Annotated in this window: 22 protein-coding genes and 2 pseudogenes; 17 read left to right on the top strand and 7 right to left on the bottom strand. The window is 65.5% G+C overall.

The annotated features are described in order from the left end of the window. Positions 1–65: 65 nt before the first annotated feature. The 6 genes from SLQ30_RS13325 (at position 66) to SLQ30_RS13300 (ending at position 5,462) form a co-directional block, all read left to right on the top strand. Complete coding sequence (locus SLQ30_RS13325; RefSeq protein WP_319446756.1) at positions 66–926, top strand: ABC transporter substrate-binding protein; 861 nt, start codon at positions 66–68, stop codon at positions 924–926. Continuing rightward, positions 923–1,750, top strand: a complete 828-nt coding sequence (locus SLQ30_RS13320; protein WP_319446755.1) for an amino acid ABC transporter permease — start codon at positions 923–925, stop codon at positions 1,748–1,750. Before SLQ30_RS13325 ends, SLQ30_RS13320 begins: the two co-directional genes overlap by 4 nt. After that, a complete protein-coding gene (locus SLQ30_RS13315) occupies positions 1,747–2,505 on the top strand; it encodes an amino acid ABC transporter ATP-binding protein (RefSeq protein ID WP_319446754.1) in 759 nt (252 codons plus the stop codon). The genes SLQ30_RS13320 and SLQ30_RS13315 overlap by 4 nt, the downstream gene beginning before the upstream one ends. Before the next feature lie 92 nt (positions 2,506–2,597). Next, positions 2,598–2,993: a hypothetical protein gene (locus SLQ30_RS13310; protein WP_319446753.1), complete on the top strand. Its 396-nt coding sequence runs from the start codon at positions 2,598–2,600 to the stop codon at positions 2,991–2,993. 221 nt (positions 2,994–3,214) lie between these two features. Further along, the gene (locus SLQ30_RS13305) at positions 3,215–4,687 is read left to right on the top strand and encodes a S1C family serine protease (protein WP_319446752.1); all 1,473 of its coding nucleotides are present in this window, start codon (positions 3,215–3,217) and stop codon (positions 4,685–4,687) included. A 172-nt stretch (positions 4,688–4,859) separates the two neighbouring features. Next, positions 4,860–5,462 (top strand): cutinase family protein, encoded by a 603-nt coding sequence (locus SLQ30_RS13300; RefSeq protein WP_319446933.1) that lies wholly within the window; start codon positions 4,860–4,862, stop codon positions 5,460–5,462. 1 nt (position 5,463) lies between these two features. Here the strand turns inward: SLQ30_RS13300 and SLQ30_RS13295 are convergent, their stop codons facing one another. Beyond that, on the bottom strand, positions 5,464–7,371 hold the full coding sequence (locus tag SLQ30_RS13295) for a glycosyltransferase family 39 protein (protein WP_413468025.1): 1,908 nt from the start codon (positions 7,369–7,371) through the stop codon (positions 5,464–5,466). 177 nt (positions 7,372–7,548) lie between these two features. Here SLQ30_RS13295 and SLQ30_RS13290 point away from each other — a divergent pair, with 177 nt between their 5' ends. Next, entirely contained in the window at positions 7,549–8,433 is an 885-nt protein-coding gene (locus SLQ30_RS13290) for a cutinase family protein (RefSeq protein WP_319446751.1), read from the top strand. An 87-nt stretch (positions 8,434–8,520) separates the two neighbouring features. Then, on the top strand, positions 8,521–9,879 hold the full coding sequence (locus SLQ30_RS13285; protein ID WP_319446750.1) for a glycoside hydrolase family 27 protein: 1,359 nt from the start codon (positions 8,521–8,523) through the stop codon (positions 9,877–9,879). Here the strand turns inward: SLQ30_RS13285 and SLQ30_RS13280 are convergent. Both SLQ30_RS13280 and SLQ30_RS13275 read right to left on the bottom strand, forming a co-directional pair. After that, the gene (locus tag SLQ30_RS13280; RefSeq protein ID WP_319446749.1) at positions 9,860–10,156 is read right to left on the bottom strand and encodes a hypothetical protein; all 297 of its coding nucleotides are present in this window, start codon (positions 10,154–10,156) and stop codon (positions 9,860–9,862) included. The genes SLQ30_RS13285 and SLQ30_RS13280 overlap by 20 nt on opposite strands. Before the next feature lie 18 nt (positions 10,157–10,174). Continuing rightward, a complete protein-coding gene (locus tag SLQ30_RS13275; RefSeq protein ID WP_319446748.1) occupies positions 10,175–11,881 on the bottom strand; it encodes a sodium:solute symporter family protein in 1,707 nt (568 codons plus the stop codon). A gap of 167 nt (positions 11,882–12,048) precedes the next feature. Between SLQ30_RS13275 and SLQ30_RS13270 the strand changes: the two genes are divergently transcribed. From SLQ30_RS13270 to SLQ30_RS13245, 7 genes and pseudogenes are all read left to right on the top strand, one after another. Then, positions 12,049–12,837 carry a DeoR/GlpR family DNA-binding transcription regulator gene (locus SLQ30_RS13270; protein ID WP_319446747.1) on the top strand — a complete coding sequence of 263 codons (789 nt, stop codon included), beginning with the start codon at positions 12,049–12,051 and terminating at the stop codon, positions 12,835–12,837. 5 nt (positions 12,838–12,842) lie between these two features. After that, positions 12,843–12,918, top strand: a pseudogene (locus tag SLQ30_RS33120) (galactose-1-phosphate uridylyltransferase); the annotation flags it as partial. Beyond that, on the top strand, positions 12,891–13,946 hold the full coding sequence (galT, locus tag SLQ30_RS13265; RefSeq protein WP_413468033.1) for a galactose-1-phosphate uridylyltransferase: 1,056 nt from the start codon (positions 12,891–12,893) through the stop codon (positions 13,944–13,946). The pseudogene SLQ30_RS33120 and the gene galT, both read left to right, overlap by 28 nt. Continuing rightward, positions 13,940–15,028 carry a galactokinase gene (locus SLQ30_RS13260; protein WP_319446931.1) on the top strand — a complete coding sequence of 363 codons (1,089 nt, stop codon included), beginning with the start codon at positions 13,940–13,942 and terminating at the stop codon, positions 15,026–15,028. The genes galT and SLQ30_RS13260 overlap by 7 nt, the downstream gene beginning before the upstream one ends. Before the next feature lie 55 nt (positions 15,029–15,083). Next, positions 15,084–15,311: a hypothetical protein gene (locus SLQ30_RS13255; RefSeq protein ID WP_319446745.1), complete on the top strand. Its 228-nt coding sequence runs from the start codon at positions 15,084–15,086 to the stop codon at positions 15,309–15,311. A gap of 80 nt (positions 15,312–15,391) precedes the next feature. Continuing rightward, complete coding sequence (locus SLQ30_RS13250) at positions 15,392–16,258, top strand: alpha/beta hydrolase (RefSeq protein ID WP_319446744.1); 867 nt, start codon at positions 15,392–15,394, stop codon at positions 16,256–16,258. A gap of 661 nt (positions 16,259–16,919) precedes the next feature. Next, positions 16,920–18,290: a hypothetical protein gene (locus SLQ30_RS13245; RefSeq protein ID WP_319446743.1), complete on the top strand. Its 1,371-nt coding sequence runs from the start codon at positions 16,920–16,922 to the stop codon at positions 18,288–18,290. A gap of 46 nt (positions 18,291–18,336) precedes the next feature. On the opposite strand, the gene SLQ30_RS13240 is transcribed toward SLQ30_RS13245, so the two are convergent. After that, positions 18,337–19,080, bottom strand: a complete 744-nt coding sequence (locus SLQ30_RS13240) for a maleylpyruvate isomerase family mycothiol-dependent enzyme (protein ID WP_319446742.1) — start codon at positions 19,078–19,080, stop codon at positions 18,337–18,339. 190 nt (positions 19,081–19,270) lie between these two features. Between SLQ30_RS13240 and SLQ30_RS13235 the strand changes: the two genes are divergently transcribed. Further along, entirely contained in the window at positions 19,271–19,894 is a 624-nt protein-coding gene (locus SLQ30_RS13235; RefSeq protein ID WP_319446741.1) for a TetR/AcrR family transcriptional regulator, read from the top strand. Between the two features lie 247 nt (positions 19,895–20,141). Next, a complete protein-coding gene (locus SLQ30_RS13230) occupies positions 20,142–22,508 on the top strand; it encodes an arylsulfatase (protein ID WP_319446740.1) in 2,367 nt (788 codons plus the stop codon). Between the two features lie 31 nt (positions 22,509–22,539). On the opposite strand, the gene SLQ30_RS13225 is transcribed toward SLQ30_RS13230, so the two are convergent. From SLQ30_RS13225 to arsB, 3 genes and pseudogenes are all read right to left on the bottom strand, one after another. Next, entirely contained in the window at positions 22,540–23,031 is a 492-nt protein-coding gene (locus SLQ30_RS13225) for a GNAT family N-acetyltransferase (protein WP_319446739.1), read from the bottom strand. A 60-nt stretch (positions 23,032–23,091) separates the two neighbouring features. Beyond that, entirely contained in the window at positions 23,092–24,039 is a 948-nt protein-coding gene (locus tag SLQ30_RS13220; RefSeq protein WP_319446738.1) for a tripartite tricarboxylate transporter substrate binding protein, read from the bottom strand. 143 nt (positions 24,040–24,182) lie between these two features. Beyond that, positions 24,183–25,702, bottom strand: a pseudogene (gene arsB / locus SLQ30_RS13215) (ACR3 family arsenite efflux transporter). Positions 25,703–25,704: the final 2 nt, after the last annotated feature.

Here is a 25,704-nt window from a genome sequence, read left to right as displayed (position 1 = left end):
ATCGATCCAGGTCGTCACGACCGGAATACTGGCGCGCAATCAGCGGGTGCGCGATGATGCCGCCCATGCGCAATGTCTTGAGTCTCATGTCGGTGCTGGCCGTCCTAGGACTGGCCACGGCCACCGCCTGTGCCCCCGTTGACAACACCTCGTCGAATACATCGTCCACCGCGGCGGCGGCCGAGTCGTGCAACAAGGACACGTTGGCCACCCTGAGCAAGGGCACCATCACCTTCGGCACCGATCAGCCGGCCTACCCGCCGTGGTTCCTCGACGACGATCCCACCAACGGCAAGGGCTTCGAATCCGCGGTCGCCTACGCGGTCGCCGACAAGCTCGGATACGGCAAGGAACAGGTGAAGTGGGTGCGGGTGCCGTTCAACGCAGCCATCGCACCGGGCCCAAAGACGTTCGACGCCAACCTCAATGAGTTCTCGATCACCGATGAGCGCAAGCAGGCGGTCGACTTCTCCGCCCCCTACTTCGACGTCACTCAAGCGGTTGTCACGGTGAAGTCCTCACCTGCGGCAGCGGTGAAGGACCTCGCCGGACTCAACGGGCTCAAGCTTGGCGCGCAGGTCGGCACGACGAGCTACACCGCCGCAAAGGCGATCGATTCCGGCGTGGCCGTCTTCAACAACAACGACGACGCCAAGGCCGCGCTGTCGAGCGGCCAAATCGACGCGCTGGTGCTGGATCTGCCCACGGCCTTCGAGGTGCAGAGCGAACTGACGGACGGAGTCATCGTCGGCCAGTTGCCCGCAGGTACCGAGAAAACGGAGCAGTTCGGCATCGTGCTGGACAAGGGCAGCCCGCTCACCGCGTGTGTGTCCAAGGTCGTCGACGAGCTCGGCGACAACGGGGATCTGTTCAAGCTGCAGAAGACGTGGCTTGCCGGCGCGGGCGCCGCGCCGATGCTTTCGTGACCACCGCCGCCCTGGACCGGGTCGCCTACCGGCAGTCCAGGGCGCGCCGGTCCACGTTGATCGCGCTGTTGTCGACGGCGGTGTTCGCTGCGGTCCTGCTGTTCGCGGTGACGTCGTCGCCGGGATGGCCGCGGGTCCGCGACTCGTTCTTCAATCTGCGCGTCGGCTGGGAGAGCCTGCCCGCGCTGTTGGATGGCTTGTGGCTCAACATCCGCGTGCTCGTCGTCTGCCAGCTGCTGATCCTGATCTTCGGACTTGGTTTGGCCGCGGTGCGGACGTTGCGCGGACCGGTGTGGTTTCCCTTGCGCGCGTTGGCAACCGGCTACGTCGACCTGTTCCGTGGCCTGCCCCTGTTGATCTGCCTGTACCTCGTCGGGTTCGGCCTGCCTGGTCTGCGCCTATCGGGGCTGCCGACGAATCCGGTGCTGCTCGGCGGGCTCGCGCTGGTGTTGATCTACTCCGCCTACGTCGCCGAGGTCTTCCGGGCGGGCATCGAGTCCGTCCACCCCTCGCAGCTGGCCGCCGCCAAGTCGCTCGGGCTCAACTATCAGCGCACCATGCGGCTGGTGGTGCTGCCCCAGGCCACCCGCCGCGTGACGCCCGCGCTGCTCAACGACTTCGTCGCGCTGCAGAAGGATTGCGGGCTGATCTCGGTGCTCGGCGCCGTCGACGCGGTACGGGCCGCGCAGATCCAGGTGGCCACCACCTACAACTTCACGCCGTACGTGGTGGCCGGCCTGCTGTTCGTCGCGCTGGCGATACCGTCGGCGCGGCTCGCCGATTGGGCGGCGCGTCGCGTGGCGACCCGACAGGGCGCGCTGTGACGGAGCCGACACCCCGCGTCCCGGTGTTGTCGGTGCGTGGCCTGGTGAAGGGCTACCACGATCGGCCCGTGCTCAACGGCATCGACCTCGACGTCGCCGAACACCAGGTGGTCGTCCTGATCGGGGCGTCCGGGTCGGGGAAGTCGACGCTGCTGCGGTGCGTCGACCTGCTGGAGGACATCGACGACGGCCAGATCCTGCTCGACAATCGCGACATCAGCGATCCACGCATCGATACCGATGCCGCCCGCCAGGCGATGGGCGTGGTGTTCCAGTCGTTCAACCTGTTCCCCCATATGACCGCGCTGGCCAACGTCGCATTGGCGCCGCGGGTGGTGCACGGTTCGACGCGTCGCGACGCCCAGGACCGCGGGCGCGAATTGCTTTCCCGCGTCGGCCTTTCCGCGCACGCCGACTCCTACCCCGACAAGCTGTCCGGCGGGCAGCAGCAGCGGGTGGCGATCGCCAGAGCGCTGGCCTACGATCCGCGACTACTGCTGCTCGACGAGATCACCAGCGCCCTCGATCCGGAACTGGTCGGCGAGGTGCTGGCCCTCGTCGGCGAGTTGGCGACATCTGGGCGCACCATCGTGATGGCCACCCACGAGATGGCATTCGCCCGCGAAGTGGCCGACACGGTGTGCTTCCTCGACGGCGGCCTCATCGTGGAAGCCGGCCCGCCCGAGCAGGTGCTGACCGACCCGCAACACGAGCGCACCCGCCAGTTTCTGCGGCGGTTCACCGGCGAACGCTAGCGCCCGTCCGGCCGACCAGCGTCGATGGAAAAATCACGATCAATCTTGAAAACATAGGTTTCGACCACAGCCACAGGTGGTACAGAAATTGCATGCTGGTTAAAACTGAGTTTGCGAAACGATTCCTTGTAACTGGCGCCGCAGCAGCGGCCATTGCCGCCGGAGCACTGGGGGCCACGACCGTGACGGCCCTGGCCGATCCGGCGCCGCCCTGCGTCGACGCCCCGAACTGCGCCAACGCCGGACCGGGCGGTGCACAGGTCACCGTCCCGGGTGCGGGCGCCGAGGCCGACAACGGTGGCGCGGGCGTCTTCGTTCCTGGCGCGGGTGCCCAGGCTGACGGCGGAGGCACCGGAGCCTTCGTCCCGGGTGCCGGTGCGACCGCAGGACCGGGCCACGCTGAGGCGAACGTCCCAGGAGGCAGCGCCAGCGCCGGGCCAGGCCACGCGAACTTCTGCGTTCCGAACTTCTGCGCCAACGCCGGCTAGCTCGCCGTCCGGCTAGCGCTTTCCACACGACAGCCGGAGCAACCCCCGACGGCACGCCGTCGGGGGTTGTTCCGTGCTCCGTTATCGGTTCGTCACCGTTTCGAGACCGAATGGCCGAAAGTCTTGGTCTGCATAGAACCAACTCTCAGCCCAGGCTCAGTCGACGAGTGCACTGTTGAGCCAACGCTTTGCTGTCACTCGAAGAAGGAACAAGCAACCAAATGACGAATCCCCCGCGGTACCCGCTGCCTCAACAAGGCCAGGAATCCGGTGCGAATCAGACTGTGGGTCAACAGTACCCAAGCCAGTCTGCTCAGGGCTCGCAGCAGTCTCCCTACGATTGGCGCTACGCCGCCACCCAGCCCTTCCATCGGGTGTATGAGCCCCATCACATTCCGCAACAGCCTCATCCGGTTATGGCGGCTCCGAATCCCGTGCCGCAGAAGCGTTCTCGCGCCGGCGTCGTGACGCTCAGCGCCGCGGCCGTCGCACTGGTGCTGTCGGCAGCGGGCGTCAGTGCGGTAGTGCTGACCCACCAGCCAGACCTGTCCGTGCCGAATGTTCATGCCAGCGCTCCTGTCGCTCCTGCAGCACCGGTAGCGCCCCCGGGGCAGCCGGCGGCGAGCATGCCTGCCGGTTCGGTCGAGCAGGTGGCCGCCAAGGTGATGCCGAGCGTGGTCAAGTTGGCCATCAACATGGGCGGTCAGGGCGAAGAGGGTTCCGGCATCGTGCTTAGCTCCGATGGGCTGATCCTGACGAACAACCACGTGGTGGCCGCCATCAACGAAGCACCGGTCAGCGCTCAGATTCCAGGTTTCGGCGAGCTTCCGGACGGCAGCGCGCTTCCCGGCGGCGAAGGCGGCCCGGGCACTCAAGATGCGCCAAGTGGCCACAGCGGCCCATCCGCTCAGGACGCGCAGGCCACGGTGACCTTCTCCAATGGCCAAACCGCACCGTTCACCGTTGTTGGCGCCGATCCCTCGAGCGACATCGCCGTCGTCAAGGCTCAGGGCGTCTCCGGACTCACCCCGATCGCGCTGGGATCTTCCAAGGATGTGAAGGTCGGTCAGTCAGTCGTGGCGATCGGCTCACCACTGGGCCTGCAGGGCACGGTGACCACGGGCATCATCAGCGCGCTGGACCGTCCCGTCGCAACCGGTGGCGAACAAGGCACGCAGGGCAGCGTGATGAACGCGATCCAGACCGACGCCGCGATCAACCCCGGCAATTCCGGCGGCGCCTTGGTGAACATGAACGGCGAACTGGTCGGCGTGAACTCGGCGATCGCGTCGCTCGGCGGCGGCTCAGGGCCCGGCGGCTCCGGCGGCGGTCAGGCCGGCTCGATCGGACTCGGCTTCGCCATCCCCGTCGACCAGGCCAAGCGCGTGGCCAACGAGCTGGTTTCCACCGGCACGGCCACCCACGCCTCGCTGGGTGTGCAACTCAGCAATGACCCCAGCAGCCACGGCGCGGCGATCGCCCAGGTCGTCGACGGCGGCCCCGCCGCGGCGGCCGGGCTGCCGAGCGGCGTGGTGATCACCAAGGTCGACGACCACGTGATCGACGGCCCCGAGGCACTGGTTGCGTCGGTGCGGTCGAAGGCGCCCGGCGACAAGGTGACGCTGACCTATGAGGACGCATCGGGTGCCAGCCAGACTGCCGACGTCACCCTGGGCGCAGCACAGCAGCAGTGAGCGACGGGCGCAAGACGCTCGCAATTCGGTAGCACGAACTCGAATCGGGCGGACCCTCACGGGCCCGCCCGATTTGCGGTCAGTCGCAGCTCCCGCACCGTGCAACGATGAGCGCGTGCACCTGCGTGATGGCATCCGGCTCGGAGCCGCCCTACTCTTCGTAGCCTCCGCGATCGGGCTGGGCGCGCACGCACCGACGGCGTCTGCAGACGACTGTCCCGACGTCGAACTCGTATTTGCCCGCGGCACCGGCGAACCGCCGGGGCTGGGCCGGGTGGGCGACGCCCTGGCGGCCAGACTGCAGCCGCAACTCGGCGGGCGCACGCTGGGCACCTACGCCGTCGACTACCCCGCGAGCTACAACTTTCTGTCGACGCGCAACGGGGCCAACGACGCCGCCGCGCACATCGCTGACATGGCCGCGCGCTGCCCGGGGACCCGCATCGCGCTCGGCGGCTTTTCGCAGGGCGCCTCCGCGGTGTCCATGCTGGCCGGCGTCGCTCCCATCGGCGAGCGCATCGGCAGCATCGGGTCCGCCCCCGCGCTGCCCCCCGAACTGGCCGGAAACGTGGCGGCGGTCGCAGTTTTCGGCAACCCCGGAGCCAGGTTCGGTTCGCCGTTGTCGAGCAGCGGCCAGTTCGCGGGCAGGGCCATCGACCTGTGCAGTCCGGGTGACCCGATCTGCTCGGACGGCCGAAATCGGTCCGCCCACAGCAACTATGACGCTCCGCCCTACGTCGACCAGGCGACGGGTTTCGTAGCCGGATTGGTGTAGCTCATCGCACGGGAGCGGTGAGGTCGTAGACGGTGTCCGAGCCGACGGTCATCGGCGTGAACGTGGCCGCCACCCAGTTGGAGATGTCGGAATGCTGCTTGCCGCCGCCGGGTCCGTGGCCGTTGTCGTCGGGGGCGATGTAGTACGTGACGCGATCTCCCGCGACGTACTGCTGGAACTGGCTCAACGACGGGACGGGATCTGAGCCCGAGAATCCGCCGATGGCCATCACCGCCGTGTTCGTGGACAACTCCAGACTGGCGGCCGTCGACGACCCATTGACGGCGGCCGACCAGTCGGTGTCCGTACCGCCGAGCATCGCATCCAATTCGGGGTTGTCGACGTCCTGCCCGCGGCCGCCGTGTCCCGAGTGGGCGGCCACCGCAGGCCCGACGTTCGCGTTGCCCCCTGCGTGGGACTGACCGACGGTGGCGACCGCATAGGCCGTCGACCCTGCAAGCGCCACGGCGAGGCCCGCGACCAGAGCCGCCGCTGCCAGCCGTCGGCGCGTCGGAGAGGCCATCGCGCTCAGCATCGCGGCGACCGAAGCGATCGTCAGCACCAGAACTGTCCAGCGCAGGGCAGGCAGCCAGTCGGCGTTGCGGCCCAACAGCCACCACGCCCATACTCCGGTGACGAGGACGAGCGCGGCAAGGCCGCCGCGGCCGAACCACGTTGCGCGCCTTGCCCACATCTCGTGGACGCCGATCCCGAAGAGCCCGGCCACGGCGGGCGCCAGCGACAGCGTGTAGTAGGGATGGATGGTGCCGCCCATGTAGCTGAGCACCAGCCCGTCGACGACCAGCCAGCCGCCGAACAGGATCGCTGCGGCCCGCACCAGATCGGTGCGGGGTGCCCGGCCCCGGGAAGCCAAGACCAGCACCAGCGCGAGCAGCGCCGCGGGCAGTAACCAGCCGATCTCGAACCCGAACTCTCCAGTGAAAAGCCTTGCCAGGCCAGGTGTCTGGTGTCCGAACCCGCCGTGGGCGCCTTGGCCGAAGTTTCCGTGCGCGGCTGCTGACGCACCGACGACCGCAGGGTGCCCGGCATCGGGGTGGTTCTTGCCGAGCACGCGGGCAAATCCGTTGTAGCCCAGCACCAAATTCATGAAGTTGTCGTCCGTCGAACCCGCAATGTAGGGCCGCGAGGACGCTGGCCACCACAACGTCAACAACACGAACCAACCCGCCGAAACCAAGAACGCCACCACCGCGCCCAACAGATGCAGTAGCCGCTTGCGGACCGACGTCGGGGCCGCGATCAGGTACACCAACCCGATCGCGGGCATCACCATGACGCCCTCGAGCATCTTGGCCAGAAACGCAAACCCCAACGCCACCCCGGCCAACGCCAGCCAGCGAGCGCTCGCGTGCTCCAGCGCGCGCACCGCGCAATAGGCCGCGGCCATCATCAACAACACCATCACCGCATCGGGGTTGTTGTACCGAAACATCAACGCCGCCACCGGCGTCACCGCCAACACCGCTCCCGCCAAAAGAGCGGCCCGCGGTCCACTGATCCGGGCCACCGCGGCATACAACAACGCGACCGCGGCCACCGCCATCAACGCCTCCGGAATCAACATCGAGGCACTGCTGAACCCGAACAGCTGCCCCGAGAGCCCCATCACCCACTGCGACACGGGCGGCTTGTCCACGGTGATGAAGTTCTGCGAATCCAACGACCCGAACAACAACGCTTCCCAGTTCTTCGACCCGGCCTGCACCGCCCCGGCATAGAACCCATTACCCATCCCGTTGACGGTGATGTTCCACAGATACAACGCCGCCGTAGCCACCAACAGGACGCCAAGTCCGAGGCGATCCCATGCTCGCCTGCTGATTCGCGGCCGTGTCGTAGGTGCGCCTGCGTCCGCCACAACCTGCGGCGCGTCGAGTGTCGTAGTCACCTCACCATTGGGACAGTCCAACCGGTGTCGGCTCTATGAAGAACTTTTGTGTTACCTATGAACCTTCGTTCGCCGCCGACGTGGCGCCTTTGTGAAGGCTTCCTAAATTCCGCTCTTACTCCCACCGGACACCGCGCGCGCTCAGTCGTGGTGTGTCAGGCTTGACGGGTGGGACGAATGGGAATTGCTGCCGTGATCAGCGCCGCTGCGTTTGCGACGTTGATGCAGAGTGCGCCAATGCCCTTCGCACACGCAGAGGGTTGTCCGGACGCCGAGGTCTTATTTGCCCGCGGTACCACCGAAGACCCTGGTGTCGGCCCTACCGGTCAGGCGTTCGTCGACGGGCTGCGCGCTCGACTCGGTGCCAAGTCGCTCGGGGTCTACGCCGTCGATTACCCCGCCACCACCGCCTTCTCCACCGCGGTCAACGGCATCACGGACGCGCGCGCACACATCCTCACCACGGCGGCGAACTGCCCCAAGACCAAGATGGTGCTCGGAGGGTTCTCTCAGGGCGCGGCCGTCATGGGTTTCGTCACTGCGAGCACCGTGCCTGACGGCGTTACCGCTGCGGACGTGCCTGCTCCGATGCCGCCTGACGTGGCCGACCACGTCGCGGCGGTCGCCTTGTTCGGCAAGCCGTCGGTGCGCTTCATGAACGTCATCAAGGACCCGGCCGTCACCATCGGTCCGCTTTATGCGGGCAAAACCATCGACCTGTGCAACGACAACGACCTGGTCTGCGATCCGCACGGCTCGAGCTTCGCTGCCCACAACGAGTACATGGATGCCGGCCTTGTCGACCAGGGCGCGACCTACGCCGCGACGCTACTCCAGGCGAGTTGGGCCGCAGACGCAGCGGCAACGCCCCCTGGAACGGTCACGCCCGGAACGACGCCCCCTGCGACCACGCCCCCAGGAACAGTGCTCGCGCAGCAGGCGCCGGCGCTCTCGCCCGCGAACCCCGCAGCGCCGTCACCTCACATGCCTGCGGCAGCATTGGGGCCACCTCCCGGCCCCGTCTTCGCTGCGCCGCCGCCGCCCGCGGCACCGCTCACGTAGTTTTCTTTGCTCACGAGATTGCGCTCCCGCAACCGCCCTCTCGCACTTCGGTTGCCTGGCTTCAATCTCGCGCGCGTTGGGGTCGCGTTGTCCGCCGCGATCCTGGTGCCGCTCAATGGTTGCGCTGCGCCGCCCACCGCCCCCGAGCCGGCACTTCCCCTGACCCCGCCGATGGGATGGAACTCCTGGAACTCCGGAATCGAGCTCACGGAGCAGAACGTCGAGAGCACCATCGACGCGATGGTGTCCTCGGGGATGCGGGACGCCGGCTACCGCTACGTCAACCTCGACGCCGGGTGGGACGATCGCCGTAATCCAGATGGCAAGCTGCGCGCGGACCCCGCCCGATTCCCCGACGGCATCGCCGCATTGGCCCGCTATGCGCACGACCGCGGCATGCTGCTCGGCCTGTATGCCAGCCCGTACGACGAGCGATGTAGCGAGAATCCCGCCATTGCCAGCGCCGGCCACGAGACCGTCGATGCGCAGACGTTCGCCGCCTGGGGCGTTGACTACCTGAAATACGACTGGTGCCGCACCGAGACCGACCACCAGGAAGAGGTGCGGGTCTTCTCGACAATGCGGGATGCCTTGCGCGGCACCGAAAGACGAATTCTGTACAGCATCAATCCGAACAGTTCAGCCGACCACACCGCAGGCTCGCGATACGACTGGTCGGGCATCGCCGACATGGCCCGCGCCACCGAGGATCTGGTGCCGGTCTGGCATGACACACTGCCGCCGCTGGGGCCGTTCGACTGGTTCGCCGCGGGCTCCTACCTCGGAGTGCCGGACGAGTTCGCCGCCGCTCAGTCGGTGCGCACGCCCAGTCGGCCCGGCTACTGGAACGACGCCGACATGCTCGTGGGCGGTCTCGGGTGGAATCAGTTCGTCGCCGCGCACTTTGCCTCGATGCGCAAGCACTTGACGGTGGGCGTCGTTCGCCCCGACCAACTGGGCCAACTCCACGCCATGGCGGCGATGTCCGACGGCCAGTTGCATGACCTGCTGGACTCGCAACCGACGCTCACCGAGCCCGAGCAACGCGCACACCTCTCGCTCTGGGCGATGCTTGCTGCACCGTTGTTGGCCGGCAACGACATTCGGTCGATGACCGCACCCGCGCTTGACATGCTCACCAATCGCGACGTCATCGCCGTCGACCAGGACCCGAAGGTGGAACCAGCGCACCCATTACCTGCCGATCCGCGGGTGCTCGTCAGGGCGCTCGACGGGGGCGCCATCGCCGTCGCCTTCTTCAATTCCGGTGAGGCACCGTCGACCATCACCACCGACGCCACGACGGCGGGGCTCCCTTCTGGCACCTGCTACAGGGTGAAAGACCTGTGGTCACACCGCGAGACGACGACCGCGGGCACCGTCACCAGCGGTGTGCTGCCACCGCATGCCGTTGCGCTACTGCGCATCACTCCGGGGTGTCGGTAGCGGCGACCTCGTCGGCCCGCAGCGGCCGAACCAGCGCCCAGCCGATGAACCCGGCCGCCACGACCAGCAGGAAGAGTCCGACCCACCAGTTGGCGTCGGTGCCGATGTAGAGGTCGCCTCGGTTGGCCGCCGCGGCCGGGTCGGAATGCTCCCTGAGCACGGCGGGCGCGAACCCTGCGATGGTCAGCACGACGCCGTAGATGGCGAGCAGCGCGCCGATGATGTTGCGGATGTCGAAAAGATGCGACAGCACCCGATTGGTGTGCGGGACAGCCATTTCAACTCCTTTCAGAACTCAGTGGAAGACGATGTTGAAACCGATGGCCAGCACCAGCATCACGGCGCCGAGCGGGATCGCGCGCTGGAACCACGGCTTTCCGGCCTCCTCGGTGTCTTTGAAGATGTCGACGTCCGTCTCCGAGTAGACGAACCCGGCCAACTCGGCCTTCGGCTTCGGTGTGGTCACCATGCTGACCGCGACGCTCACCACGATGTCGACGATGAACGCCGCCGCCGCTGCGAGGAAGGGCATGCCCTGCCCGGGTAGGTCGATGACGCCGACCTTCGAGAGGATGAAAACGACGATGGCAGAAAGCGTTCCGGCAACCAGGCCCACCCAACCCGCGGTCGGGGTCATCCGCTTCCAGAACATGCCGAGGATGAAGGTTGCGAACAGCGGCGCGTTGAAGAAGCCGAACAGCGTCTGCAGGTAATCCATGATGTTGGAGTAGCCCGAGGCGATGAGTGCGGTGAAGATCGCGAGCACCGTCGCCGCGGCCGTCGCGTACCGACCAACCCGGATGTAGTAGTCGTCCGAGCGATCCTTGACGAGGTACTGCTGCCAGATGTCGTAGCTGAACACACTATTGAACGCCGAGATGTTCGCCGCCATCCCGGCCATGAACGACGCGATGAGGCCGGCGATCGCAACACCGAGCAGTCCGTTGGGCAGGATGTCGCGGATCATCAGCAGCATCGCGTCGTTGTAGGTGACGTCTCCCGAGCCTGCGGATTTCAGATGGATCATGTCACCGATCGCGGCCGCGGCGATCATGCCGGGCACCACCACGACGAACGGGATCAACAGCTTCGGGAAGGAGGCGATGATGGGTGCGCGCCGGGCCGCGGACATCGAATTCGACGCCATGGCGCGCTGCACCTCGACGAAGTTCGTCGTCCAATATCCAAAGGACAGCACGAATCCCAGCCCGAACACGATGCCGATGACCGACCAGACCGGGCTGCTGAATCCACTGAGCGCCTGACCGGGCCACGTCGTCAACTGTTCGTGCACCGTCGCGGTCACCTTGCCGGCAGGACCGGTGGTGTCGACGATCTTGTCCTTCAGCCCACTCCAGCCACCGACCTTGATGAGGCCGAACGCGGTCAGCGGTACCAGTGCGGCCAGGATGACGAAGAACTGCAGCACCTCGTTGTAGATGGCCGCCGACAGTCCGCCGGCCGCGGTGTAGGTGAGCACGATCGCGGCCGCCACGAGCAGCGAGACCCAGGTGGCCCAGCCCAGCAGCACGTTGATGACCGTCGACAGCAGGAACAGGTTCACGCCTGCGATGAGTACCTGGGCGACCGCAAAGCTGATGGCGTTCACCAGATGTGCGCCGGTGCCGAAGCGCCGTCGCATGAACTCGGGCACGCTGCGCACCTTGGACCCGTAGTAGAACGGCATCATTACGATGCCAAGGAAGATCATCGCCGGCACGGCGCCGATCCAGTAGTAATGCATTGTCGCCAGCCCGATTTGGGCGCCGTTGGCCGACATGCCCATGATCTCGACGGCACCGAGGTTCGCCGATACGAAGGCAATGCCGGTGACCCATGCGGGTAGCCGTCGACCGGACAGGAAGAAGTCCAGGCTCGTCGAAATCTGGCTGCGGGCGAGGTAGCCGATCCCCAGTACGAAGGCGAAGTACACCGCGATCAAGAGGTAGTCGACTGCGCCGACGTTGAGCCGCAGCACGTTGTCTGCCATGAGCGTGGTCATCGTCGGCCGTCATCTCCTTGTGATCTGAACCACTGTCCAAACAAGTTCTAACAGAATCGCGCAGTCGATAACAAGTAAATCCAAAGAATTCTGCCAAGATCGTTCACTGGTGTTTGTTAGTGTTCGATCTGGCCGCGCGCCGTCTTTGGGAGGGAGTGCCACTAGCGATGCTTGCCGCCGAACGACGAAGCGCGATCCTGCGCGCGCTCAACTCCGGAGGCGCGGTGCGCGTCGCCGACCTCGCCGCCGAACTCGCGGTGTCGGAGATGACGGTGCGCCGCGACCTCGACAGCCTCGACGCCCAGGACCTGCTGCGCAAGGTGCACGGCGGCGCGGTGACGCGGCACAACCGGGGCGAGGAACCGTGGTCGTCGGTCAAGGCCGGCCAGCAACGCGCCGAGAAGGCCGCGATCGCCGCCGCTGCCGCCGCCACCGTCGAGGACGGAATGACCATTGCGATCGGCGCGGGCACCACCACCACGGAGTTGGCCCGACACCTCTACGCCAGATCCTCGATCACCGTTGTCACCAACTCCATCAACATCTTTCAAGAGCTCACCGGTCCCACCGCGGACGGCGCGGGAGCTCCCCTCGTCTATCTCAGCGGCGGCGTGCGCACCCCGTCGGATGCACTGGTGGGTCCGGTGGCCGACGCCGCGATCGCGTCATTCCGGGTGGACGCCACCTATCTCGGCGTGCACGGGTTCGATCCCGATGCAGGCCTTACCTCGCCGAACATCGCCGAGGCACAGACGAACCGGACGCTCATCGGCATCGGCGGCAGGCTGGTAGTGCTGGCCGATCACACCAAGTACGGCGAGGTGGGCGCATGCGTGTTCGCAAGGCTCGGCCAAGTGCACACCCTGATCGTAGATGACGGCCTGACCGGCGCGGACCGTGCGGTGATCGACACGCACGTCGGCGACCTGGTGATCGCACCCGTCAGCGGAGGGTGAAACACATGACCGCAGACCCGATTCCGTGGACGTTGGCCGATGGCCGCGACCTGCTGTTCTTCTCACTACCCGGTCACCGCCCCGCACCCGTAGCGGACCGACGGCCGCTCCCCGATCGAGGCGGCCAGCAGTCGCAGTTGCGCTTCGACCGTCAGACCGGACAGTGGGTCGTCATTGCGGCGCTGCGCCAGGACCGCACCTACAAGCCGGCCGCCGACCTCTGCCCGCTGTGCCCGGGGCCCACCGGACTGACCAGCGAGGTGCCCGCACCCGACTACGACGTCGTCGTTTTCGAGAACCGCTTTCCGAGCCTGTCGGGGGGCAGTTCGCCGTTCCCCCTCCCGAGCACCGACGGGGACGACTTCGTCAGTGCTCCGGGACATGGTCGCTGCGAGGTCATTTCGTTCTCCAGCAGCCACACCGCGTCGTTCGCCGACCTCGAACTCCCCCATGCCCGGCTCGTCGTCGACGCGTGGCGCCACCGCACCGCGGACCTACTGGACCGACCGGGGATCGAGCAGGTGTTCTGCTTCGAGAATCGCGGCGAGGAGATCGGGGTGACACTCACCCATCCCCACGGCCAGCTCTACGGCTATCCGTACCTCGCACCCCGAACCGCACACATGCTTGCCGAGGCCCGGGCGTACTCGGAGCGCAACGGAGGCAACCTCTTTGCCGACATCCTTGCGCACGAACTCGCCGACGGCAGCCGCCTCATCGCCCGCACCGAGCACTTCACCGCATTCGTCCCATTCGCCGCGCGCTGGCCGGTGGAGGTCCACATCTATCCGAACAGGTTCGTGCGCAATCTGATCGAGCTCGACGAGGCCGAACTGGCCGGGTTCGCGTCGATGTACCGCGAGGTGCTTCGGCGATTCGATCTGATGTATCCCACACCGCTGCCGTACATCTCCGCCTTGCACCAGTACGCGGACACCGAGGCGCAACGGGAGGGGTACTTCCACGTCGAACTGATGTCGGTCCGCCGCAGCGCCACCAAACTGAAGTTCCTGGCCGGCTCCGAGTCGGCGATGGACGCATTCATCAGCGATGTCACGCCGGAAAGCGTCGCTGCGCGGCTGCGCGAACTTGCAGCGGCGCCATCGTGATCAGCTTCGCGGCCCCTGGCCGGATCAATCTCATCGGGGAGCACACCGACTACAACGACGGCTTCGCGCTGCCCATCGCCCTTCCTGACCGCACCGTGGTGAGCTTCACCCCCGATGACGGTGGCGCGCTCGTCGTTGGTAGCGACCGCGAGCCCGGCGAGGTGGCGATCGCGCTCGACACGTCCCCGGGCGACGTCACCGGTTGGGCCGCCTACGTGGCGGGCGTGGTGTGGGCGCTGCGCCGCTCCGGCCGCCACGCGGTCGGCGGACGGATGTCGATCACCAGCGACGTCGAACTCGGCTCCGGACTCTCGTCGTCGGCGGCCCTGGAATGCGCGGTGCTCGGCGCCCTTCTTGCCGCTGGCGGGCTGGACGTCGACCGCGTCGAGCAGGCCCGCATCGCGCAGACCGCGGAGAACGAATACGTCGGCGCGCCAACTGGTTTGATGGACCAGCTGGCGTCGGTGTTCGGACGACCGGGACACGCGTTGCTGATCGACTTCCAGGCAACGGACGTCTCACCGGTGCCGTTCGATCCAGCCACCCAGGACGTCGCATTACTTCTCATCAACTCGCACGCGCCACACCACCATGCGGGCGGTGAATATGCAGCACGGCGCGCGTCCTGCGAGCGCGCCGCTGCTGACCTCGGAGTCGCGTCGCTGCGCGAAGTGCAGGACCGCGGCCTGCCCGCGCTGCAGTCCGTCAAGGATCCCGTCGACGCCCGGCGGGCCCGGCACATCCTGACCGAGAATCAGCGGGTGCTTGACGCCGTTGCCGCACTTGCCAAGTCCGACTTCGCCGAAGTCGGCCGAATCTTCACGGCATCGCACGCCTCGATGCGCGACGACTTCGAGATCACCACCGACCACATCGATCTGATTGCCGAAACCGCCGTGCGTTCCGGCGCACTTGGGGCGAGGATGACGGGCGGCGGGTTCGGGGGCTGCGTCATCGCTCTGGTTCCCACCGCAGGCGTCGACGCCGCCACCGCGGCCGTGCATCGGGCGGTGAGCGAGGCCGGCTACGGCCCGCCGACGATAGGCCGCACCTACGCCGGACCAGGGGCCGCGCTTTCATAGGGATTTCACAGCCGGTCCTTGGGCGCTCATTAACTGCCCCAAGGACCTTGGAGGCATGAGTACTTCCCGGATGGATCGGCGGCTGATTGCCCTGGGCGCGGTCATGACACTTGCCGCCGTGTCCTCATTGGCGCTGCTCAACGGCCTTCATACAGGCCCGATGCACTGGATTGGCTCGCTGGTGGCCCTCGGCTCGGCGCTCGGCATAGTCATGATCACCGAATTGACATGGCAACGCGCGCTCAATACCGCCACGGCGGCCGGCTTGGTGGCACAACCCTAAGCGGTACAGACCCGCGTTCCGGTTGGCATATCGTCGGGGGTGAGGACCACCCGTCGAACAGATCCAACCAAGGAGCCGCCGTGCCGTCGGTAGCAATCAATGGCGGCGACGTCGTCTACGAAATTCTCGGCGGTGCAGGCGATCTCATCGTGCTGACGCCTGGCGGTCGATTCGGCAAGGACATCCGCGGGCTGCGGCCGCTGGCCGAGGCGCTGGTCGACGGCGGACACCGGGTGCTCCTGTGGGACCGGCCCAATTGCGGAGCATCCGAGCTTCAGTTCTACGGCCAGTCGGAATCACACATGCGCGCCGAGACCCTGGCTGGGCTACTGACCACACTCGATCTTGGGCCGTGTGTACTCGCTGGCGGGTCGGGCGGAGCGCGTGACTCCGTCCTCACCACGATCCTGTACCCCGAACTGGTCACCGAGCTCGTCGTATGGAACATCGTCGGCGGCATGTACGGCCAGCTGAACCTCGCCGCCGTCTACGTGCTGCCGAGCCTGCAGGCGGTTCGCGGACTCGGTATCGAAGGGCTGCTGAGCGTGCCCGAGTGGCAGGAGCGCATAGCCGCCAACCCGGCCAACCGAGCGCGCATCCTGGGGCTCGACCGTGACGAATTCGTCATCCTCGCCCTGCGCTGGCTGAGCGCCTTCGTACCCACCGCCGGCCAAACCCTGCCCGGCATCGACGACTACTTGTTCGAGCGAATCCAGATTCCCACCCTGATCCTGCGCGGCGGCGAGCACGACCTGGACCACCCGAAGCGCACCTCGCTTGAAGTCAGCTGCCTCATCAAGGACTCGACGCTGATCGACCCGCCGTGGCCCGAGGACGCGTGGGAGCGCTCACTCGAGGACTTCATGAAGTCGAACATGGAGCACTTCGCCATGTTCGACACGTGGGTGATGGCCGCCCCCGCGATCCTGAAGTTCCTCGATCGGTAGGAGCGCAGATTTGCGGGCGAATCTCCGTCGGTCACCAATCGTTGACTCAGGTTTCTTCAGGTGATGCCGAGCGTGGCGTTGCGCGGCTCGACGGGAGGTAGCCCCAGTTGCCAATATGGGCGCTTCAGCGCGGCCGGATGGCACCGCAGCCTCAGCTAGCCGCCTGTCCCCCAGCTAATTGATTGACGGCGACAAAAGTTTGCGCGATTCCAACTCGCCTGAAGGCGCGCCGGGACTCCGGTGCACATTGCCGCAGTCCCACGCCTCATCGACTCGCAGCCGTCCGTGTGTCATCAGTCCAGTGCCGAATTGATGACAATTCGCTACCGCCACACGGCAGCCACCGTCGCGGCGACCAATCCTCGACCGAACAGCGCGCGGTCCCGCACAGCACCCCATCGCGGGACACCGGGCTCCGCTCCCCCCCGGTGGCACACGGGACTTCGATTCTGATCCGAGACATCGACTAGGACATCGCCCGACACCGTCGGAACTCGAAGGATTGCTGGGTGCCCTTTCGTTCGTGTCGTCTGCTTGACCTGCGGAATCACATCGCGGGACTACTCACGAAATGTCACTAATCCATGCCACACTTCTATGACTTTCGGACACGATGGCTAGCTTTCGTGCGGGGCGGGAGCGTGTGGGGCGGGAGAACGGCATGACTTCATCACAACGATGTGTTGCAGCTGGCGCGTGGCTACTTGTGGCCGGTCTGCTGTCGGGTTCTGGTGCCGCGGTGGCATTCGCCGATCCCGGATCCCATCACGGCAAGCACTCGCACAGCGCTTCGGAAGCCAAGCGTCATGCCGCCAAGAGCGAACGCGGAACCAAGCGCGACACCACTTCCGCTACGGGCGGCGAAGCGCGTGAAACGCATCAGGACGCGGCGACAACAAGCGGAGTCGACGAACGTCCTGCCCGCCGTTGGAGCGGCCACCTGGTCAACAAGCCGACGACTCGGATCACGCGGAGCGCGACAACCCAAGTGAGCGCCAGTGCGGTTGTCGCCGACACCGCATTGATCAACGACGACACGGCGCCGGCCAACGACCCGACACCTCCGACTGGAAACGCAGCCGCCGACGAAGTGGCGTCGTCGCCTATGCCCGACGATCCACCGTCGACTCAGCCAGCAGCGCCACCGACCGACGACACGTCCGCGCCGGACACGATTGCCGCGACCGTGGTGGTATTGCCGACCTACGATGCTTCGGCGCCGACCTCCGACCAAGTCGCGTCAGCGTCGGCCACGGCGTCATCGGACACGACCGCTGGGGCAACGACGCCCGCGCCCGCGCAGCAGGATGCGAGCCAGTCAACGCCAACCCCCGATCCGACGCCGACCGCTGAGGTGACCGCCGTTTCGCAAACAGAGGTCGCTACGCCTACCGACACCGTTGCGCCGCCGACGGAAGTCCCTGCCGCCCCTGAAGAGGAGGCCGCCGCAGTAGCCGCGATCGAACCCGCAGTTGAGGATGAAAACAACCGGAGGCGGGCTGCCGGCCTTGACGAGCGTGGACTATCGCCGCTGCAGCTCCTGGGACTACTGACGCGGACGTCCGGCTCGTCAATCGGCAGCGGCGCAACCGCAAACTTCACACTCTTGGACGGCTCGGACCAGATACGTTGGGGCGGAGCGGCATCCGCTTACGGCACCAACGCTGCGTCGGCAGGGACGTCGCCGACGTCCACGGCCGCGCGGACACCCAACGCGGCCATGCCCAAGGGGTTGCAGACGTTCTTGTACACCTGCGGACCGCTCGTCGTCGCCGTCTCGTTGTCGGCGATGGTCCTGGCGGCCCTGCCTGGGCTCGCGGGACTCATCATTCCGACCGCCGCAGGGATGCACATCGGCTATCGCCAGGCCAAAGCCGTTCGGGCCGTGAGGTCTTCGGGCATCGCGCACTTGGCGGCCTCCGGACCCATCGGCGTGGTCCGGTCGGGCTCACTGATTGCGCTACGGCCGCCGAGCCGGCGCCTGCCGCCGCCGAGCATTGACGACCGCGCTCATCAACAAGAGGTCGCCTAGCCAAACGCCACCCGTTCCTGCTGAGCTCGTGGAGGGGCTGGCGTCGCTAGAACACCCTCAGTTGGCGAGCGATGTGGAGGGTACTTCGATCGCCATCCGCCAGCACGCCGAGGGCTTCCCAGGCGCGCCGCTGAGTAACCCAGGCCACAAATTCCTCTGAGTCGCAATTGATCTGGGCTGTCACGTCACCATCTCCGATCCGAAGCTTCCGACCACACAGTCCGCTCAGAAATATCTCGGCGGCCCCCGGCATGCCTTCGAGCAGGTGTGCGTTCTGCTGTGGCAACGATGCCTCGATCCAGTCGAGAGTTGGTGCGAGCAGCAGTTCATCGGTTACCGGCGGGGCGCCCTCCAACGGTCCATGTGGAGCAAATAGATCCCATCTGGTGTGGACGAAGTGCTCGAAGGCGAAGGCCGTCGGCACGACCGACGCCGGATAGGTCCCGACGTCGCCAAGTGGGATGTCGGCGTCTTGGCCGTCGAGTGCCGCGAGCAGCTCGAGCCCGCGCACACTGACTGACTGATAGTCGGCCACGATCTGTTCGGGTGTCATGTGCCGGCGCGACTCGACATACAAGTCGGCTGCCCGCTCGGCGGGAAGTCCTCCCGGATCAGGCAGGGTCGACGGGTCGACGGCTAGCCAGAAGCTGCAAGCCATGTGCGATACGACGTCCTGTACCGACCAACCTGGACAACCGCTGTCCTTCGCCCAGTCGACGTCGTCGAGCACGTCGCATCGCGCCAGCAGCGCCTTTCGGTCAGTTTCGATGGCCTTCACTGCGGAACTCATTTCACTTCTCCTTCTCGTTGGATGAACACCACCGGCGGGGCAGCGCTGGCCTCCGGTCCTGCGAGTCGATAATGATTCCGTCCGTGGGACAGATCGATCGTCGGCATCGCGACCTCCCTAATGCAGTCACAGTTAGATACATACGGTATGCATGAGCATACATACTGTATGTATCTGAGAGCAAGGTTGGATGAACGACAAACGCCGCACGCAGGCCGAGCGCGCAGCAGACACCCGCGAGGCCTTGATCGCGGCCGCCCGACCAATGTTCGCCTCGCCCGGTTTCGCGGACGTGGCCTTGGAGACGATCGTGAGCGCCGCTGGGGTGACCCGGGGCGCGCTCTATCACCACTTCGCGGACAAGACCGAGCTCTTCGCCGCGGTGTTCGAGCGAGTCGAGGCGGAAATGGCCGCGCGGATGGGTGAGTCCGTCGCAGCGGCGAAGCTGACCGACCCTCTCGAGATCATGCGGATGAGCGCAAGCTTTTGGCTAGATGCCTGCGCTGACCCCGAAGTCCAGCGGATCGTGCTCATGGACGCGCCGGCGGTTCTGGGATGGGCACGTTGGAACGAAATCGGACAGCGCTACAACGTCGGTCTCGTGACGGCCTTGCTGACCGACGCGGTCAAGACCGGCCGCATCCAGCCCCAACCGGTGGAAGCGACCGCCCACGCGTTGCTCGGCGCCATGCGTGAGGCCACGCTTTACATAACCCGAGCGCAAGATCACGAGCACGCACGCCAAGATGCAGGCGCGGTCATGAATCGGCTGATCGACGCATTAGGCACTCCCGACACCGAGGCTCACCAATGATCAGCGACGTCGATGGCACCCAACTCTCAGCTAGGTGCTGCGGGTAATCCGCTCCACTGGCTCCTGACCCGAGTCAGCACCGGTAGTGGCGCATTGATGACGATTCTTTCCTTCGTTTGGGCAACAAGTTGCCACGTTCCCGCGAGAAGTCGGTCACCCGAAGCGCTTTTCCCAACGCCCCATCGAAGGTGCCACCGCCCCCTAGTCTGATCTTGGCCGAGACGCGGCCGCCTCAGGAGGCGATGTCATGTCGGATGGCCAGGTGTCCCGAGCAGTGCTGCCGATTCCGGACGTGACCCATGTGGGTTTGACCACCTACGACGCGAAGGACCCGGACACTAGCTACCCACCGATCAGGGACGTTCGGCCGCCCGAGGGCGCGCCGAACGTGCTCGTCATCCTCATCGATGACGTGGGGTTCGGTGCCAGCAGCGCCTTCGGTGGACCGTGCGAGACGCCCAACTTCGAGAAGCTCGCCGAGGGCGGCTTAAAGTACAACCGCTTTCACACCACGGCGTTGTGTTCCCCGACGCGGCAGGCACTTTTGACCGGCCGCAATCATCACTCCGTTGGGATGGGTTGCATCACTGAGGCCGCGACAGCAGCCCCGGGGTACAGCTCGGTGTTGCCCAATACCAAAGCCCCGCTTGCCTTGACGTTGAAGCTCAACGGTTACTCCACGGCGCAGCTCGGCAAGTGCCACGAAGTCCCAGTGTGGCAGGCCAGCCCTGCCGGACCATTCACCGCGTGGCCTAGCGGAGGCGGCGGGTTCGAATACTTCTACGGTTTCATCGGCGGGGAGAACAACCAGTGGGACCCCGCGCTGTACGAGGGAACCACTCCGATAGAGCCACCGAAGACTCCGGCCGAGGGCTATCACCTGACCGAGGACCTGGCCGACAAGGCGATCAACTGGGTGGGTCAGCAGAAGGCACTGTTACCCGACAAACCGTTCTTCATGTACTTCGCACCTGGAGCAACCCACGCACCGCACCAGGTGCCCCCCGAATGGATCGAAAAGTACAAGGGCAAGTTCGCCCACGGCTGGGATCGCCAGCGCGAGATCACTTTCGAGCGCCAGAAGGAACTTGGTGTGATCCCACCCGACGCCGTGCTCACACCCCGCCACGCGGAGATTCCGGCGTGGGATGACATGGACCCGGCGCTCAAGCCGGCGTTGGAACGCGAGATGGAGGTGTACGCCGCCTTCATGGAGCACACCGACCACCACGTCGGTCGGTTGCTCGACGCGCTCGGACCGGTGCTCGATGACACGTTGGTCTACCTCATCGTTGGCGACAACGGAGCGTCGGCCGAGGGCACGCTGCAAGGCGCGTTCAACGAGATGGCGAACTTCAACGGTATGGCCGACATCGAGACACCCGAGTTCCTGCTGTCCAAGCTCGATGAGTTCGGTGGCGAAGGTTCCTACGGGCACTACGCCGTCGGCTGGGCGTGGGCCATGGACACGCCCTACCAGTGGACCAAACAGGTTGCCTCGCACTGGGGCGGCACCCGCAACGGCACAATCGTGCACTGGCCCAAGGGCATCAAGGCCAAGGGTGATCAGCGCAACCAGTTCAGCCACGTCATCGACCTGGCCCCGACCGTGTTGGAGGCCGCAGGCATCCCGGCGCCGACGATGGTCAATGGCGTCCTGCAAAGCCCCTATGAGGGCACCAGCATGCTGTACAGCTTCAATGACGCCGACGCACCCGAGCGGCATGAGACGCAGTACTTCGAGATGTTTTGCAACCGAGGCATTTATCATAAGGGGTGGAGCGCGGTCACCAAGCACCGCACACCGTGGGAGATGGGTGGCGCAGTGATGCCCGCCTTTGACGACGACGTGTGGGAGCTCTACGACGGCAATTCCGACTGGACCCAGGCCAATGACCTGTCGAAGAAGAATCCGGACAAACTCCATGAGCTGCAACGGCTCTGGTTGATCGAAGCGGTCAAGTACAACGTGCTCCCGCTGGATGATCGTCAGATCGAACGCTTCATCCCCGATGTGGCGGGGCGGCCCACGCTGATCAAGGGCAACACCCAATTGCTGTTCGGCGGCATGGGTCGGCTGTCCGAGAACAGTGTGCTCGACATCAAGAACAAATCATTCGCCGTCACGGCCGAACTCCAAGTGCCTGCAGAGGGCGCGAACGGCGTCGTCATCGCCCAGGGCGGCCGCTTCGGCGGGTGGAGCCTCTACGCCAAGGAGGGACGGGCGAAGTTCTACTACAACGTGTTGGGCATCAAGTCATTTAGCGTCGACGCCACGGCGCCCATCCCGACCGGCAAGACCCAAGTGCGGATGGAGTTCGCCTACGACGGTGGCGGCATGGGCAAAGGCGGCACGGTGACGCTGTATTGCGACGGCACCGAGGTCGGTACGGGCCGGGTTGAGCAAACGCAGGGAGTCGTGTTCTCCGCCGACGAGACCACCGATGTCAGTCGAGAGACCGGCACCATGGTCAGCCCCGACTACACCCACCACACCAGCCGATTCAACGGCAAGATCGCCTGGGTGCAGATCGACCTCGGCGAGGACGCCAAGGACGCCGACCACTACATCGACCCCGACGAACGATTCCGAATCGCTATGGCACGTCAGTAGTTGGCACCACCCCCTGGGTGCGTGCTGCGGGTCAGCTATTCGAAGCTGATCGCCGCAGATCCTTGCGCATGACGATACCGAGGGTGCCACGCCCTTGGCCCAGCACTCGAAAACCCTTGCGCTCGTACAACCGTGAGGCCGGGTTTCGCTTGTGCACGTTTAAGCTGAGCGCCTCGTACCTAGCTGCGCAGCGCACGAACAACTCATCCAAGAGCGCGCCGCCGATGCCGCTTCCGCGGCGCTCGGGCGTGACGGCAATGGCGATTTCCGGCAAGGCGACGCCGCCAGCGTCGAGAAGGAGTGGGGGCTCATGGTGAAAGGTCCATGCGGCCCCTAGCCTCACCCTAGTCGTGTCGCCGGCGACTACGGCCACATCGTGACCGCGTGGCAGGAGAGTTTGAGTGTCTTCGGAGTCTGCGTCGGGAAGGTCCCAATCCTCGATGATGCAAGTGTGCCGTGCCATCTCAACGATGAAGGCTGCATCTCCAACCGTTGCGGCTCGCAGTTCGACCTTTGATGGCATTGGCATTCGTCCATCATTCCAGCGCGATTCTTTGCGGGCTTCGGCGCTCTCGCCATCGACTCAACGTCCGGCATCCTTGAGGGCAGCCGTGACGTCAGCCTGGGTCCTGGCCAAGAAGGTCTGGAACTCGTCACCGATCATGAAGGTGGTGGTGAACTGGCTTCGCTCGGCAATCTGCTTCCAGGTCGGTGACTCCACCATCTTGGCGAGCACCTTCTGCCAGTAGACAACGGCAAACTGTGGCATGTCCGGCGGCCCGTACAGCCCACGCCAGTTCGAGAGCGTGACGTCGAGCCCCTGTTCCCGAGCGGTGGGAGCGTCAAGACCAGGTAACCGGTTCTCGGCTAGAACACCAAGCGCCCTAAGGTTTCCCGACTTCACCAGGCTGATGAACTCGCTGACACCGCCGATGGCAATGCTGATGTCGCCGTTGTTCAGCGCGGCGATCTGGTCACCGCCGCCCTCATGGGTGACGTAATGGACCGATGACGGCTGGCCACCTGCCGCCGACACCAGTAGGTCGAAGGGGGCTTCGTCGTCGTGGGCGGCACCCACCGTCACGCGGACCGGGTCGGCCTTGATTGCCGCCAGGATGTCACCGAGGTTCTTGTACTGGGAGTCGGCGCGGACGACGATCACGAAATACTCGGTCATCAAACGGGCGATCATGGTGACGTTGTCGTATCCGTATTTGGACTTGCCGCGAAGCTGGTTGATCATCATCGACAGGGATGTGACCGAGACCTGGTCATCCTTGCCCTTGTACTGCTCCACCACGGTGGCCAGGAAATCCGCTCCACTTGCTCCCGGCCGATTCTGCACCGGTAGTGGCACATTGACGAGCTTCTCCTTCTGCAAGGCGTCGACGACAGAGCGGATCGTGATGTCAAATCCACTCCCTGGGTTGGCTCCTGCCGTCATCGTTACCGGCCCTGAGGGATAGCCCTTTTCGGCGGATGCGTGCTCGGGGTTCTTGCACGCCGTCAGGATGAGCGAGGCAGCCAGCATGGTGCCAACTAAAGATTTGATCTTCAAGGGGTGCTCTCTGCCGGTTGGGGTTGCCGGCACAGGGCGTGGCCGCGTAGGCCAATGTATTGAGCAGTGAGCAAGTGCGCAGCCAATTTGCGTATCCGTAAAGGACTGTCGTTGGATCAGCGGCTGAGGTTCACGTCGAGTTCGCTGAGAAGAAGGCGCACGCGCCGTTCGATGTCGTCGCGAATGAGACGGACGGCTTCAATGCCCTGGCCAGCCGGGTCGGGCAGTTCCCAGTTCTCGTAACGCTTGCCGGGGAAGTACGGGCAAGCATCGCCGCACCCCATGGTGACCACGACGTCGGCGGCCTGGACGATTTCGTCGGTCCATGGCTTGGGGAACTCGCGGGTGATGTCGATGCCGACCTCGGCCATGGCAGCCACGGCGGCGGGGTTGATCTCGTTGCCCGGTTCCGATCCACCGGACCAGCCCACGCCTTGGTCCCCGGCAAGGTGGTTGAAGTATCCCAGCGCCATTTGGGAGCGGCCTGCGTTGTGGGTGCAGAGGAACAGCACTGTCGGGCTGTCGGTCATGGTGCGCTCCGATCGGGCACGGCGGTCGATGATGGTGCGTCCGAAGTGAATCGGCGTCGCAAGGCAAGAGAGACGTAGACCAACGCGACGAGCACAGGGACTTCGATGAGGGGGCCGACGACTCCGGCAAGCGCTTGCCCAGAGGTTGCGCCGTAAGTGGCGATGGCGACCGCGATCGCGAGTTCAAAGTTGTTGCCCGCTGCGGTGAACGCCAGCGTGGTGGTGCGCTGATACCCCAGCCCGAGCAGAGCGCCCAGGAGGTAGCCGCCGCCCCACATGATGGCGAAGTACGCGAGGAGCGGTAGGGCGATGCGGATGACGTCCAGGGGGCGACTGGTGATCTGATCCCCTTGCAGTGCAAAGAGAATGACGATCGTGAACAACAGACCGTAGAGCGCCCACGGGCCGATTCTCGGCAGGAACTTCGTCTCGTACCAGTCGCGGCCCTTGCCTTTCTCCCCGAGCCGTCGGGAGAGGTATCCGGCCAGCAGCGGGATGCCAAGGAAGATGAGCACCGACTTGGCGATCTGCCACGGCGAGGTGCTGATCGTGGTCTGTTGTAGGCCGAGCCAACCCGGCAGCACGGACAGGTAGAACCAGCCGAGCACGGCGAACATGACAACCTGGAACACCGAGTTCAGGGCGACCAGGACGGCGGCGGCTTCGCGGTCGCCGCAGGCGAGGTCGTTCCAGATGATCACCATCGCAATGCATCTGGCGAGCCCGACGATGATGAGACCGGTGCGGTACTCGGGCAGGTCTGGCAGCAGGAGCCACGCCAGCGCGAACATCAGCGCGGGGCCGAGCACCCAGTTCAACAGCAGCGAACTGACGAGCAACTTGCGGTCCCCGGTCACGGTGTCGAGCCGGTCGTAGCGGACCTTCGCCAGGACGGGGTACATCATGATCAGCAGCCCCAGCGCGATGGGCAGCGAGATGCCATCGACCTGCACCTTGTCCAGCGCGGTGTTCAGCCCTGGGACGAGCCGACCGAGGAACAGGCCGGCCACCATCGCGATTCCGATCCATACCGGGAGGAATCGGTCCAAGAGTGACAGTTTTCCGACGACGCCGGGATCGACGTCGGTGGTGACGGGCGTGTTCACCA

This window comes from Mycobacterium sp. RTGN4 (genome assembly GCF_033804635.1).
GTDB lineage: Bacteria > Actinomycetota > Actinomycetes > Mycobacteriales > Mycobacteriaceae > Mycobacterium.
This window is presented reverse-complemented; position numbering and strand designations above follow the sequence as displayed.

Excerpts from the sequence above, each read along its gene's own strand:
- SLQ30_RS13235 (WP_319446741.1), top strand. The coding sequence starts at position 19,271 with ATGAACGACAAACGCCGCACGCAGGCCGAGCGCGCAGCAGACACCCGC.
- SLQ30_RS13275 (WP_319446748.1), bottom strand. The coding sequence starts at position 11,881 with ATGACCACGCTCATGGCAGACAACGTGCTGCGGCTCAACGTCGGCGCA.
- SLQ30_RS13310 (WP_319446753.1), top strand. The coding sequence starts at position 2,598 with ATGCTGGTTAAAACTGAGTTTGCGAAACGATTCCTTGTAACTGGCGCC.
- SLQ30_RS13280 (WP_319446749.1), bottom strand. The coding sequence starts at position 10,156 with ATGGCTGTCCCGCACACCAATCGGGTGCTGTCGCATCTTTTCGACATC.
- SLQ30_RS13325 (WP_319446756.1), top strand. The coding sequence starts at position 66 with ATGCGCAATGTCTTGAGTCTCATGTCGGTGCTGGCCGTCCTAGGACTG.
- SLQ30_RS13305 (WP_319446752.1), top strand. The coding sequence starts at position 3,215 with ATGACGAATCCCCCGCGGTACCCGCTGCCTCAACAAGGCCAGGAATCC.
- SLQ30_RS13290 (WP_319446751.1), top strand. The coding sequence starts at position 7,549 with ATGGGAATTGCTGCCGTGATCAGCGCCGCTGCGTTTGCGACGTTGATG.
- SLQ30_RS13270 (WP_319446747.1), top strand. The coding sequence starts at position 12,049 with ATGCTTGCCGCCGAACGACGAAGCGCGATCCTGCGCGCGCTCAACTCC.
- SLQ30_RS13245 (WP_319446743.1), top strand. The coding sequence starts at position 16,920 with ATGACTTCATCACAACGATGTGTTGCAGCTGGCGCGTGGCTACTTGTG.
- SLQ30_RS13225 (WP_319446739.1), bottom strand. The coding sequence starts at position 23,031 with ATGCCATCAAAGGTCGAACTGCGAGCCGCAACGGTTGGAGATGCAGCC.
- SLQ30_RS13255 (WP_319446745.1), top strand. The coding sequence starts at position 15,084 with ATGAGTACTTCCCGGATGGATCGGCGGCTGATTGCCCTGGGCGCGGTC.
- SLQ30_RS13220 (WP_319446738.1), bottom strand. The coding sequence starts at position 24,039 with ATGCTGGCTGCCTCGCTCATCCTGACGGCGTGCAAGAACCCCGAGCAC.
- SLQ30_RS13240 (WP_319446742.1), bottom strand. The coding sequence starts at position 19,080 with ATGAGTTCCGCAGTGAAGGCCATCGAAACTGACCGAAAGGCGCTGCTG.
- SLQ30_RS13230 (WP_319446740.1), top strand. The coding sequence starts at position 20,142 with ATGTCGGATGGCCAGGTGTCCCGAGCAGTGCTGCCGATTCCGGACGTG.